8 protein-coding genes are annotated in these 12,521 nt (G+C 69.7%); 5 read left to right on the top strand and 3 right to left on the bottom strand.

From position 1 onward, the window contains the following. The first annotated feature begins 292 nt into the window (after positions 1–292). The gene (locus tag PPSIR1_RS19935) at positions 293–772 is read left to right on the top strand and encodes a hypothetical protein (protein WP_006972932.1); all 480 of its coding nucleotides are present in this window, start codon (positions 293–295) and stop codon (positions 770–772) included. Positions 773–1,082: 310 nt separating this feature from the next. Here PPSIR1_RS19935 and PPSIR1_RS43260 read toward each other — a convergent pair whose 3' ends face one another. Continuing rightward, positions 1,083–2,447: a serine/threonine-protein kinase gene (locus tag PPSIR1_RS43260; protein ID WP_157595741.1), complete on the bottom strand. Its 1,365-nt coding sequence runs from the start codon at positions 2,445–2,447 to the stop codon at positions 1,083–1,085. Between the two features lie 899 nt (positions 2,448–3,346). Here PPSIR1_RS43260 and PPSIR1_RS19945 point away from each other — a divergent pair. From PPSIR1_RS19945 to PPSIR1_RS19960, 4 genes are all read left to right on the top strand, one after another. Further along, positions 3,347–5,959 (top strand): carboxypeptidase-like regulatory domain-containing protein, encoded by a 2,613-nt coding sequence (locus PPSIR1_RS19945; protein WP_157595742.1) that lies wholly within the window; start codon positions 3,347–3,349, stop codon positions 5,957–5,959. Positions 5,960–5,985: 26 nt separating this feature from the next. Next, positions 5,986–6,516 (top strand): protein-disulfide reductase DsbD family protein, encoded by a 531-nt coding sequence (locus tag PPSIR1_RS19950; protein WP_006972935.1) that lies wholly within the window; start codon positions 5,986–5,988, stop codon positions 6,514–6,516. A 116-nt stretch (positions 6,517–6,632) separates the two neighbouring features. Next, the gene (locus PPSIR1_RS19955; RefSeq protein WP_006972936.1) at positions 6,633–8,975 is read left to right on the top strand and encodes a serine protein kinase PrkA; all 2,343 of its coding nucleotides are present in this window, start codon (positions 6,633–6,635) and stop codon (positions 8,973–8,975) included. A gap of 20 nt (positions 8,976–8,995) precedes the next feature. Continuing rightward, a complete protein-coding gene (locus PPSIR1_RS19960) occupies positions 8,996–10,357 on the top strand; it encodes an alanine/glycine:cation symporter family protein (RefSeq protein WP_006972937.1) in 1,362 nt (453 codons plus the stop codon). An 81-nt stretch (positions 10,358–10,438) separates the two neighbouring features. Here PPSIR1_RS19960 and PPSIR1_RS19965 read toward each other — a convergent pair whose 3' ends face one another. Both PPSIR1_RS19965 and dacB read right to left on the bottom strand, forming a co-directional pair. Beyond that, a complete protein-coding gene (locus tag PPSIR1_RS19965) occupies positions 10,439–10,666 on the bottom strand; it encodes a hypothetical protein (protein WP_157595743.1) in 228 nt (75 codons plus the stop codon). Positions 10,667–10,829: 163 nt separating this feature from the next. Further along, a complete protein-coding gene (gene dacB / locus PPSIR1_RS19970) occupies positions 10,830–12,452 on the bottom strand; it encodes a D-alanyl-D-alanine carboxypeptidase/D-alanyl-D-alanine endopeptidase (RefSeq protein WP_045116369.1) in 1,623 nt (540 codons plus the stop codon). Positions 12,453–12,521: the final 69 nt, after the last annotated feature.

Consider the following 12,521-nt stretch of genomic DNA (forward strand, 5'->3'; position numbering starts at 1 on the left):
AAACGACGGCGGTGTTCGCAATCGTGACTCATCTCAGTGTGGATAAAGGGCAGAGCCTGGCCCAAAGGTCGGACCGCCTCGGGGCGGGTCATCAAGTGCGCCTCATTGGGGTAAAAAGCCACTCAGCTGGCTTCTGTTGGGCCTGAGGGCAGGTTCCGAATTTTTTTTAGATTTTTTTTTGTGCCTTCAGGGCGGGCTGAGGGCGGCTCAGAGCAAAAATGGCAATTGTGAATGGTGGGCGTAGTTGACGGTCGACGAGACAGGAATCGCAAATGGGTGTAGTGTTCGAAGCATGGAGCTTCGCAGCAAGGTTGTTCAAGGATTCCTGGCCGCCGCGGTTGGGATGGGGTTGTTGGTGGGTGCTAGCGACAGTCAGGCGACGAACTATCGTTACCTCTGCACGTCCGTACAGGGGGCGTGCGACTACACCGGGCCGAACGCGCCGGTGCTTCGCGCGGACGTCTGTTACAACGCGGCCTCGGGTGTCTCGACCCTCAAAGGCAGCGGCGCCTGCACCGGTGGCGAGACTCCCTACTACGTCGAGCATGGCGAGGTGATCGACCCGATGAACTCCCAAGTTGCCAGCTACGTGGCGCTGAACGACGCTTGCGACCAGGGTTACTGCTCCGCGGGGTCGTCGAATGGCGTCGAGGAGGCCCTATGCTGCGACGGTGACGGCAACTGCACCCAGCACGTGGGCGGCACCTGCACCGGTGAGATCGTGTTCTGCGCCGACTGGACCGGCACGGAGTGCAGCGACGGGTCGAACTGAGCTGAAGCCGCGCTTCGCGGCACATCTGCGAACGACATGGGGGAGCCTCGCGGCTCCCCTCGTTCAATTGGTCCTGGTGAGGCCCCAGTCCTAGCGAGGCCCAGAATGGGCCAGGAGAGGGCCGAGGTTCCACGAGAGTTCCCAGGGCCTCATCGGCGTGTGGCGCTCAGGAGAGCGCGGCGAGGCGGGTCATCGTCGCCCGCGAGCCCACACCATGAGGCGAGGCGAAGTGGGGGAGGGCACGTGCGAAGGCCGGAGCGTTTGCCCCGGCCTTTGGTCTGGTGGTGTCGGCTCATTCGAGCCGAGCTGCTCAGTCGACTCGGCGAATGTCTCGCGGCCGATCGGCGCGCACATCGCTGATCTCCACGCCCGCCTCGAGCAGGTCGAGGTTGCGCGCGGTCATCTTCTTGCCGTCGAGGACCTCGGTGCTCTCGCCGCAGTCCTCGGCGTGCTTGATGGCCATGGCGTACATCATGCGGCCCTGCTCGTAAGAGCCCCCCTCGACGAGGGTGTCGCCGATGGGGATGAGCTGCTTGCCGAACTCGCAGTAGGCCTCCGCGCCGGGGCTGGCGCTCTCGAGCAGCATCTCTCGGGCGAGCTGGCTGTCGGTCCAGGCCATGTCGCCGTCGCCGTCCTCGGCGCGGCGAGCCGCGGACTCGAGGATGACCATGGCCGCGTCGACGCGCGGGTCGTAGTCTGACTGGGCGACGTCGATGTTTGGGCTCTCCGGGGCGAGGCCCCAGCAGAGCATGAAGGTCGCGGCGAGGGCCAGGCTGGTCAGCGCGGGCCGACGCATGCTCCGGCCGATCGTCGAGCCCGGGCGGGTCAGCTCCTCGAGCAGCTCGGCCAAGGTGGCGAAGCGCGAGGCGGGCTCGAAGCTCATGCCCCGACGCAGGGCCGAGACCATGTGCCGGGGGATGCCCTCGACGCTGCCCTGGGGGCCCGACCGCATGGCGCGGTAGCGGCTGAGCGGGTCGGAGCCGCGGAAGGGGTTGCGGCCAGTGAGCGACTCCCACAGCGCGACGCAAAACGAGAACTGGTCGCTCCGGGCGTCGCTCTCGTGTCCGGCGATGCACTCCGGCGCCATGTAGGCCAGCGTGCCCTCGGCGAGGAGCTGGGGCCCGCGGCCAGCGAAGGCGTCGATGGGGCGCGCGAGGCCAAAGTCGATGACGACGACGCGGCCATCTTCGGCCAGCATGACGTTACTGGGCTTGAAGTCGCGGTGTGACAGGCCGGCCTCGTGCACGGCCACGAGCCCGCGACCCGCCTCGATGAAGCGCTCGAGGATGGCGGAGGGGCTGGGGCGCTGGCCGAGCCACTCGTCGAGGCGCTCGCCTTCGATGAGCTCGAGGACCAGGAACTCGAGGCCGTCGGAGCAGCCGTGGTCGTGGACCTTGACCACGTTGCGGTGGCCGACCTGCGCGAGCAGCTGCGCTTCGCGACCCGCCTCGCCGAGTTCGCCTGGCTGCAGCAGCTTGAGGGCCACCGGCCGGCCGAGGGTTCGATCGAGGGCGCGGTAGACCGAGCCGCCCGCGCCCTGGCCGAGGTGGCCAAAGATGCGGTAGCGGTTGGCCACCAAGGTGGCGCGCTCCCAGGTGCCAGACTCGTTGCCGAAGGGGCCGTCCACGATGGACGACTCGGCGCTTCGAGCAGGAGGGCACAGGGGCGGGGTCACGGCTTCCATTTTGTACCACGATGTCGAAAAAAGAGTAGTGACAGAAGGCAAAAAAAAGTTGTGACTTTGAGGGTGGTAAGAGTGGTGGCCAGCGGACCCAACGCCGCGTGGAAACTCCCTCAGTGGCCGTTTCATGGGGATTTTTGGCCGTCGGGGCACTTCGCCCCGCTGGCTGGTCGAGCGCACGAACAGTGGGAGAAGGACCACAATCGTGTGATTAGTTGGCACTGGAGAAAGTAGCGAGTTGGGCTACACATAGAACGGGGCAAAACGACGCAGATGATCCTCGGGGCCCTGGCTGCTAGGGTGCGGCGGTGTCGGAGGACATGCCCGAGGGCCGAGATCCCACGGAAAACACCGCTGCGGGCGCCGGTGACGTCGCGGTCAGTGGTGCAGATGGGGACACCGAGGGGGGCGGAGTGGCCGAAGGGTCTGGTGCCTCGGGACAGGTTGCTGGTCAGGAGACCAGCGCGCCCGAACAGTCACACGCAGGACTACGTATACGCGCGGTCGCCGTGATTGCAGTGGCTATTCTCCTTTCCCTGCTCGTGTTTGCAGTGCGGTCTAAATATGAGCATAGTGAGCGCGGCGAGGTGCGGGAACGCGCCATGGGGGAGGCGCAGAGCCCCGAGAATGCGCATACTGTGCACAAAGACTCCTGGGGTGTGCGCGGTCGGGTGCTCGTGGAAGCACTGGCCGAGGAGCCGCCTGGCGACCCTTCAGCCGCTGTGGCCGGGGATGGGGACACCGGCAGCGAGGACGGCGGGGCCCCAGTCGACCAGGAGGCAGCGAATCCGGGCCATTTGGACACGGGAGCGGAGTCTGCGGGGGACGCGTTGGAGGAAGAGTCGGGCGCGGAGGGGGCCGAGGGAGCGTCCGTCGATCTACCTACGCAAGCGATGCGTCCGCGTTTGGACCCCCCTGCCGCAGGGAGCTGTCGTGTTCGCGCGTGGCAGGAAGGTCGCGAGCTCGGGACCGCCCCCTGCGAAGCGGACGGGAGCTACGCTCTGGCGCTCTCACCCCAGAGCGATGGCAAGGTCGCGCTCGAGCTCCTGGTCGAGGGTCACCTCCGCGGGGTGATCACCGTCGATCTCGGCTCGGAGGAGACGAGCGAGGCGGGAGAGGGGAGCGGCGAGGAGACGGGGGAGTCGCGCGGCCCAAATGGGGACGGGGACACCAACGCGCCGCCGCAGGAAGAGTCGCCCCAGAGCGATCCCGACCTCGTCGCCGATGAGAACACGCCCACGTCGGAGGACGGCGTGCGCTGGCTCGACGCGCCGACGGTCGCCCTGGGCCCGGGCTTCGTGGTGACCGGGCAGACCGTCGACGCGCGCGGGCAGCCCATCGCGGGGGTGTCGATCGAAGCGATGCCCCAGCCGGGCATCGGGGAGCCCGAGCCGTGGCGCACGGTCAGCGACGAACAGGGGCACTTTTCGCTGTCGACCCTTCCCTATGGCCCGGTGAGCCTCCAGGCCCACGCGCCAGGCTACGCCCTGTCGGTCGTCGAGGCGATCTCGCCGGAGGATCAGGTGTGGATGGTCCTCGACGCGCTCATCGACCTCGAGGGCTCGGCGGTGGCCGATCCCGAGCTGCTGGCGCGGGCGCGGGTGCGCCTCGAGGGCTCGTCGGTGTGGCCGGCGATCGAGCGTCCATTGGGGCCAGCCGAGGATTCCAAGCAGGAGGCCGAGGGGCCCGCGCGGGTCTTGGGCCCCGGAGACTTCGTGTTCGAGGCCTTGCCCGACGGCATCTACGGCGTCGAGGTGGTCGTCCCCGCGGCCGAGCCCGGGGGCCAGGAGTACGCCTCCGTTCCCCTCGAGAACGTGACCCCCGACCTGCGCGTGTCGCTGGCCGTGGTCCCGGCCTTTCGCGTGCCCGTGCGCGTCGAGGACCCCGACGGCTCTCCCGTGGTCGGGGCCCGGGTGACCCTCGCCTACGGCCAGCTCGGGATGCTGCAAAAGATCGCCGAGTCGGGTGTGGACGGTCGGACCGCGGTCGGGCCCGTGGTCCCCGGCCCCTACCTGCTGCGCGTCGACGCCGACGGCTTCCTGCCGCCGGAGCCCGTCGAGGTCGAGGTCGGCGGCGAGGGCTACGAGGGCGAGGAGCTGGTGCTCGTGGTCGCCCGGCCGGCGCGCATCGAGGGCGTGGTCGTCGACGAGGACGAGCGCCCGGTCGCCGGCGCGGAGGTCCTGGTCGACAGCGAGGTCGACTTTGCGATCGGAGAGGGAGACGCCCGCGCGCGCATGTTCGCCGCGGCCCTGGGCGCCCGCGGGGAGGTGGGCAGCCTCGGGGTGACCCAGGGGGCGGTGCCCGACATCCCGCTGTTCTTCGACGAGGACGAGGGCGCGAGCTTGTCGGGCGTCGTCGCCGACGAGGACGGCCGCTTCGTCCTCGACATGCTGCTGCCGGGCACGCACCGCATCTGGGCCGTGCACGGGGACCACGCCGCCTCGGCCGTGCAGACCCTCGAGGTGCGCTCGGGCGAGGTGCGCTCCAAGGTCGTGCTCACCCTGCGCGAGGGCGTGGCGCTGACCGGTGTGCTGCGCACGCGCAACGGCGAGCCCATCCCCGGGGGGCAGATCGACCTGGGCGACGGGTTGGTGTTGGCGACGGACGAGCGCGGGGTGTTCGACGCGGGCTTTCGCCGGGGCAAGCAGCGCCTCGTCGTGCGCGCGCCGGGCATGGTCCCGCAGGAGGTGGTCGTGGACCTGCGCAAGGGCGCCGAGGACATCGAGGTCGTGCTCGAGCCGGCCGAGGCCCACTTCGAAGGTCGGGTCGTCGACGGCAACGGCCGGCCCATCCCCGACGTCGAGGTCGAGCTGCGCCCGGTGGACGGGCTGTCGCCCTCGCTGGTCACCTGGACCGACGCCAAGGGCCGCTACGAGTTCGAGGAGCTCGGCCCGGGCGGGGTCGAGCTGATGTTCTCGCACCCGGACTTCGTGCCCGCGGACGCGCGCTCGACCCCGGATGAGGGCCTCGTCGAGCAGGTCCTCGACGCGGGCTGGACCATCGATCTGCTGGTCCGCTCGGCCGTGGCCGGAGAGGCCCTCGAGGGGGTCCGCGCCCAGGCGGGGCACGTCGAGGGCAGCACGGACGAGGCCGGCCGGGTCGAGCTCACCGGGCTGGTCGGGGAGGCGGTCGAGGTCGAGCTCAGCGCGCCTGGGTGGCTCGCGCAGCAAGTGCGCGTGCGTGACGATGGCAGCGGTCGCGTCGAGCTGACCGTCGAGCTGTTCGACGGCGGCGCGCTCGAGGGCACCGTCGACGACGACATCGGGGACCCCGTGAGCGGCGCGCGGGTGCAGGCGATGACGGCGAGCGGCGAGCTGTTGGGAGAGGCCAAGAGCGACAACCGCGGGCGCTGGCGCATCGACGGCGTGCCGGCGGGAGACGTGGTGGTTCGCGCCGATCCCCCCCCTGCCTGGTCAGCGGAGCTTGCGCCAATCGAGGAGGTCCGCTCCGATGTGATCCGCGGCGAGGTTACATCGGCCATCCGGTTGCGGTTTGAGAGGCTGTGATGTCTACTCGCCAACCAGCCTGCGCCATGAAGACCTCCGAGCTCAGCCTTGCATCCTTTGTCCTGTGTGCCTTTGCGGCGGTCTCCGGTGGCTGTGCGGGGAGCGAGAGCAAGGACGCGGCGCCCACGGAAGAGGGCGCAAAGACGAGCCTGGAGCCCAAGCCGGTCGACGGCCCGCAAAAGGTCGCCTCGGTCGACGGTGCCCCGGGTGACGCGGGCGACGAGTACGAGGTCAAGATCAGCCCCGCCGAGGCCAAGGTGGGCGAGGCCGCCAAGGTCACCATCGAGGTCCTCCCCGCCGATGGCTGGCACCTCAACATGGAGTTCCCGACGGCGCTGACCGTCGAGGCCCCGGCCGACGTGTCCCTGGCCAAGGCCGAGTACGGCAAGGCCGACGCCGTCGAGTTTGGCGAGGGCCGCGGGGAGTTTGCCGTGGGCTACACGGCGAGCGCGGCTGGGGACAAGGCCTTCTCGGGTGAGCTCAAGTTTGCGATCTGCCAGGACACCGGCTGCGCGCCCCGTACCGAGCGCCTGGCCTTCAACGTGCCGGTGGAGTGACGCGGGGCCCCGTCAGATGACGGGGTAGGGGAGTCCCCGGCCGGGTCTCGTGGGGAATCTTCGTCGAGAATCTTCCTCGACAGTCCTGGGGCCGAGCGGCCATGCTCTCAAGGCCCATGACCGACCCGCGTCGCCCCCTCGGAGCCCAACAGCGCCTCGCCCAGCTCGCCTCGACGGTGGCCGAAGACTTCTCGGTCACGCGCCGCTTGCTGAGCTTCGAGGAGTGGTTCGAGCTGTTGGTGGACAGGCCGCGGATCCACGCCCGCAACAGCGCCCAGTACGTCCGCGACGCCCTCGAGTCCTTCGGCCGCGACGAGGTGCGCACGCCCCGGGGGCTGACCACGCGCTTTCGCCTCTTCGATCGCAGCTTCGACGACAGCCCCCGCCTGGTCGGCCAGGAGCGGGCGCAAAACGAGCTCTTCGAGGTCCTCGACGGCTACTGCCGCCTGGGCCGGACCGACTCGCTGATCCTGCTCCACGGGCCCAACGGCAGCGCCAAGAGCACGCTCTTGGATTGCCTCCAGGCGGGCCTCGAGGCCTACTCGCACACCGACGAGGGGGCGCTGTATCGCTTCGCCTGGGTGTTCCCCAGCGGCCAGCAGCTGTCGGCTGGCATCGGCTTTGGGGCGCCGGGCTCGAGGGAGCTGCTCGGCGACGAGAGCTACGCGCGCCTCGACACCGGGAGCATCGAGTCCCGGCTCACCGACGAGAACAAGGACCACCCGATCTATCTGATCCCCCACGAGCCGCGGCTGCGCCTGCTCGAGGAGCTGTTCGGCGCCGAGGTCGACGGGCAGAGCGAGGACGGCTTCGTCGTCGCCCACCAGATCCGCAACGGGGACCTCTCGGCGCGCAACCGCAAGATCTTCGACGCCCTGCTCAACGGCTACCAGGGCGACCTGGGCAAGGTCTACCAGCACATCCAGGTCGAGCGCCTGTACCTGAGCCGGACCTACCGGCGCGGCCTCGTCGACGTCGAGCCCAAGCAGACCGTGGACGCGCGCTCCTTCCCGGTGACCGGCGACCGGGCCTTCGCCAGCTTGCCGCCCTCGGTGTCCGGCCAGGTGCTGCACGGCACCCAGGGCGACCTGGTCGACGCCCAGCGCGGGGTGCTGAATTTCTCGGACCTGCTCAAGCGCCCCTACGAGCACTACAAGTACCTGCTGACCGCGACGGAGAGCGGGCGCGTGGTCCTCGACCACCTCTTGCTCGGCCTCGACGTCGTGTTCACGGGCTCGGCCAACGACATCAAGCTGCTCGAGTTCCGGGCGCTGCGCTCGGCCGAATATCAGAGCTTCCGCGCCCGCCTCAACCTGATCTCGGTGCCCTACCTCCGCGACTACCGGGTCGAGCGCAAGATCTATCAAGAGCAGGTCGGCGACCTGTTGCGCGGGGTCCACATCGCGCCCCACGTGCCGCGCATCCTCGCGCTGTGGGGGGTGATGACCCGCCTGCGCCCGCCGGACAGCGAGAAGTACCCCAAGAAGATCAGCGCCGCCCTCGACAAGCTCACGCCCCTGGCCAAGGCCGACCTCTACGCCTACGGCCGGGTGCCCGAGGGCCTGAGCAGCGACGAGGCCAAGGAGCTGCTCGCGGCCGTGCCCGAGATGTACGCCGAGCGCTTCGCCCACGCCGTGGTCCGGGTCGAGGGCTCGGACACGCCGCTGGGCGACTACGAGGGCAGCTTCGGCGCCAGCGTCCGCGACCTCAAGAACGTGCTGCTGGCCGCGGCCTCGAACCTGCCCCCGGAGTCGCACAGCGTGACCGTGCCGCGGGTCTTCGACGAGCTCCGCGACTTCCTGGCCGACCAGGTCAACCACCGCTGGATGCACCTCGAGGCCAAGGGCGGCTTCCACCTGCTGACCGGCGAGGGCTCGATCACCGAGCGGGCCTTCTCGCGCTGGCTCGACCTGTCCGACTGGGAGGTCCGCGAGGCCCTCGGCCTCGTCGACGAGGAGCGCTACCTCGAGCTGTTCCGCAAGTACGTCATCCACGCCAGCCACCACGTCAAGGGCGAGCGCATCTTCGACGAGGTCACCGGGCAGCTCACCGACCCGGACGAGAAGTTCATGCGCGAGCTCGAGAAGTCCATGGACCCCAACGCGGGCCCGGGCTTTCGCGAGGACATCCTCGCGCGCATCGGCGCGTGGGCCCTCTCGCACCCCAACGAGGGGCCCATCTACGAGGAGATCTTCGCCGACTACTTCGGGCGCATGCGCGAGGACTACTACCGGCAGCAAAAGGAGACCGTGCGCCGCGGGATCCAGTACATGCTCGAGCGGCTCACCAACGATCGCCAGGTCGACCTGGACCTGAGCCAGGACGAGCGCGACAAGGCCCAGCGGGCCCTCGACGTGCTCACGGGCGTCCACGACCCCGACGACGGCAAGCGTCGCGAGCGGCACACGCGGGAGTCTCTCAAGGAGACCCTGGTCCAGCTCAGCCGCCACCGCTATTAGGCGCCTGGTAGGGTCGGGCCATGGCGGAGTGGCTCGCGCGCGCGGCAGACCTGGTGTGGTCCTACCCGGTGGTGGGCCTGTGCCTGCTCTCGGCGCTCTACTTCACCCTCCGCCTGGGCTTCGTGCAGCTGCGCTGCTTCCCCCACGCGCTCGCGCTGATCAGCGGCCGCTACGACCGCGAGGACGAGGCCGGGAACATCTCCCACCTGCAGGCCCTGGCGGCCGCGCTCTCGGGGACCATCGGCATCGGCAACATCGCCGGCGTGGCCATTGCGATCTCCGTCGGCGGCCCCGGGGCGGTGCTGTGGATGTGGATCACGGGGCTGCTGGGGATGGCGACGAAGTTCGTCGAGTGCACCCTCGGGACCCACTACCGCGAGATCGACGCGATCACCGGAGAGGCTCGGGGCGGGCCGATGTATTACATCCTCGCGGGCCTCGGACCGCGCTGGCGACCGGTCGCGCTGTTCTACGCCCTGACCATCGCGCTCGCGGGCTTCGGCTTCACCTGCATGTTCCAGAGCAACCAGGCCGCCGACGCCCTGAAGACCCACTTCCTCGTGCCCAGCTGGGCGACCGGGGCGGCGCTGACCGTGCTGACGGGCGCGGTGATCCTCGGCGGGATCGAGAGCATCGGGCGGTGGGCGGCGCGCATCGTCCCGGCGATGTGTCTGATCTACGTCGGCGGGGCCCTGGTCATCTGCGTCCTCGAGTTCGAGCAGCTCCCCGCGGTCCTGGGGCTCATCGTGCGCGACGGGCTCAGCGGCAAGGCGGCCGCGGGCGGGGCCCTCGGCTCAGTGATCTTGTGGGGCGTGCGGCGGGCGATCTTCTCCAACGAGGCCGGGCTGGGCTCGGCGTCCATCGCCCACGCCGCGGTCAAGACCGACGAGCCCGTGCGCGAGGGCGTGGTCGCCTCCCTCGGCCCCTTCATCGACACCGTGGTCGTGTCGGGGGCGACGGCCTTCGTGATCATCTTGGCCGGCAACTACGGCGCCGGCGCGCCCGAGGGGCTCAGCGGCATCTCGCTGTCCGCCGACGCCTTCGACCAGTTCTTGCCCGGCTTCGGCTCGATCTTCATCACCCTCGCCGGCTTCGGCTTCGCGCTCTCGACGATGATCACCTGGTCCTACTACGGCGAGGTCGCGAGCGTGTGGGTCCTGGGGCCGCGGGCGGCTCTGGTCTACCGGATCGTGTTCGTCGCCCTGGCCTTCGTCGGCGCGGTCCGCAAGCTCGACGTGGTCATCAGCTTCTCCGACCTCTTCGTCGGGCTGCTGGTCGTGCCCAACGTGATCGCCTTGGTGTGGCTCTCGCCGAAGGTCGTGGGCTGGTCGCGGGACTATTTTTTGCGCCTGCGCTCGGGCGCCTTTGACGAGCCTGGCTAGCGCGATCGAGAACACCCGGAGCGCTTCTATGAAGAGCAGCTCCGGGTGCTGGGGTCGAGCTGGGCTCGGAGAGTGGTCGGCCTAGTTGTCGACGTCGGTCATCGTCCGGAAGCCGACGGAGCGCCGCGCGAGCAGGCGGCGGCCGTTTTGGTCGGTGTCCGAGAGGCGCCGGAGCTTGCGGATGCGGTCGTCCTCGTCCTGCTTGTCCTGCTCGCGCAGGCGGGACATGACGCGGTGCGGCATGGACTTGACCATGGGGACGACCCAGCCACGGAAAGCCTTGACCACCGAATCGCGCTTCGAGCTCATGGTGATCATGATGCGATCGATCTCGGGTGAATGACAATGGGTTCCCCCTTCCTGGAGCCCTCAACGCGCGCGAACTCTGCGTTCGAGCGAAGACATGGGCGATGCTCCAGGACGAGGCGGAGCTAGCGCGAGGGATCACCGAGTCGTGCAGGAGTGGCGCGCCTTACTTTGCGCGTTCTGCAGCGATCCGCTCGGCGAGGGCATCTTGGAGGGCGCGGGCTTGCCTGCGCTGCTTTCGCTCGAGCCCGTTCATGAGGATGGAAAAGGCGATCGGGTCCTTGCCCTGCGCGCCCGCGTAGCCCGAGAGCGCCGAGACGTCGTCGAGGGTGCCGGTCTTCACGCGGACCCATCCGCCGGCCTGGCTGTCGTGCAGGCGCGAGCGCGTGGTCCCGTCTTTGCCCATGACCGCGAGCGAGGCGAGGTAGTCGCTGCGGATGCGGAAGTCGGCGTAGACCGCCGCGAGCAGCTGGGTCATGGCGGCGGGCGAGATGGCGTTGTTGTCGTAGAGGCCCGAGCCGTTGCCGAGCACGAGGCCGCTCTGCTCGACGCCGATGCTCTTGGTGTACTCGCGCATGCGCTCGAGGGCCTGCTCCGCGGTAGCCCCGTCGCCGGGCTCGAGGGTGCGGAGGATCTGCTCGGCCATGAAGTTGTTGGACCACTTGTTGACCGAGCGGCACAGCTGGGAGAGCGTCTCGGACCGGTGGGTGGCGAGGAGCCGAGCGTCCTTGGGCACCTCGCCAGACTGGGCGCGGGCCTTGTTGCCCAGCTTCACGCCGCGCTGGCGCAGGCTCAAGGCCAGGAGCTCGCCCGCGTAGCGCGAGGGGTCGGCGACGGGGTAGCGGTAGCTCGCGGCCGGAGCCTCCGTGCCGATCTCACCGTGGAAGGTCACGACGGTCTTGCCGCCCTCTTCGCGGGTGCTGACCCACAGCTTGTTGCGCTTGCCGGCGACGGTCGTGGCCTTGGACTCGAGCGCGAGGTCGTCGACCTCGGGGAGCAGGCGCAGCGTGGGCGAGGCCCCGACGGCGCCGGGTCGGGCGTGGACCTCGAAGGTGTTGTAGTTGACGGACATCGCCCCGCCGGGGGCGCGGTGCGAGGCGAACTCGCTCTTTTGCTCGAAGCCGGGAGGCCAGCCGTCGCCGTCGAAGCGGGTGGCGTCGACGATGATCTTGCCCTTGACCCGGGTCAGGCCGGCGGCGACGAGCTGACCGGCGAGCTCGTAGACTTCGCCGGTGACCAGGGAAGGATCGCCGCCGCCTTGGAGGTAGAGGTCGCCCTGGAGCACGCCGTCGGCGTCGATGGTGCCGGCGGTCCACACCCGGGTGGAGTAGCGGTGCTCGGGGCCGAGGATCGACAGGGCCGCGGCGGTGGTGACGAGCTTGGCGTTGCTCGCGGGGTTGAGGGCGCGGTCGGCTTCGCGGGCGTAGAGCACTTCGCCGCTGGCGAGGTCGACGACGGACACGCCGATCTGCGCGCCGCTCAGGTCGCGGGCGCCGTCGACGAGGGCGTCGAGGTCCGCGCGGAGGCTGCCGGCGGCCGCCGAGCCCTCGTCCGCGGGGGGCGGCGCGGCGTGGGCGACCCCGCTGAGCGAGGGGAGGGCGCCCTGGGCCTGACTGGCGATCGAGTCGACGAGGCTCGCGCTCTTGGCAGGAGAGGCGCTCTGGGGCGGCGCAGCGGGCTGAGTCAGGCTCAGCGCTGCGCCGAGCAGGCCGAGGAGACCAGCACAGGCCAGGGCCGCGCGGGCGCGGGCGTGTCGGCTGGGGGCGGGGGCGATCAGTCGACGGACCACGGGCGCCACCCTAGCGCCAGTCGCCACACCAGACCAAGTTTTCAGGTCGAAGCCGCGCTCGGGGGCCGT

The organism is Plesiocystis pacifica SIR-1, from assembly GCF_000170895.1.
Classification (GTDB): Bacteria; Myxococcota_A; Polyangia; order Nannocystales; family Nannocystaceae; genus Plesiocystis; species Plesiocystis pacifica.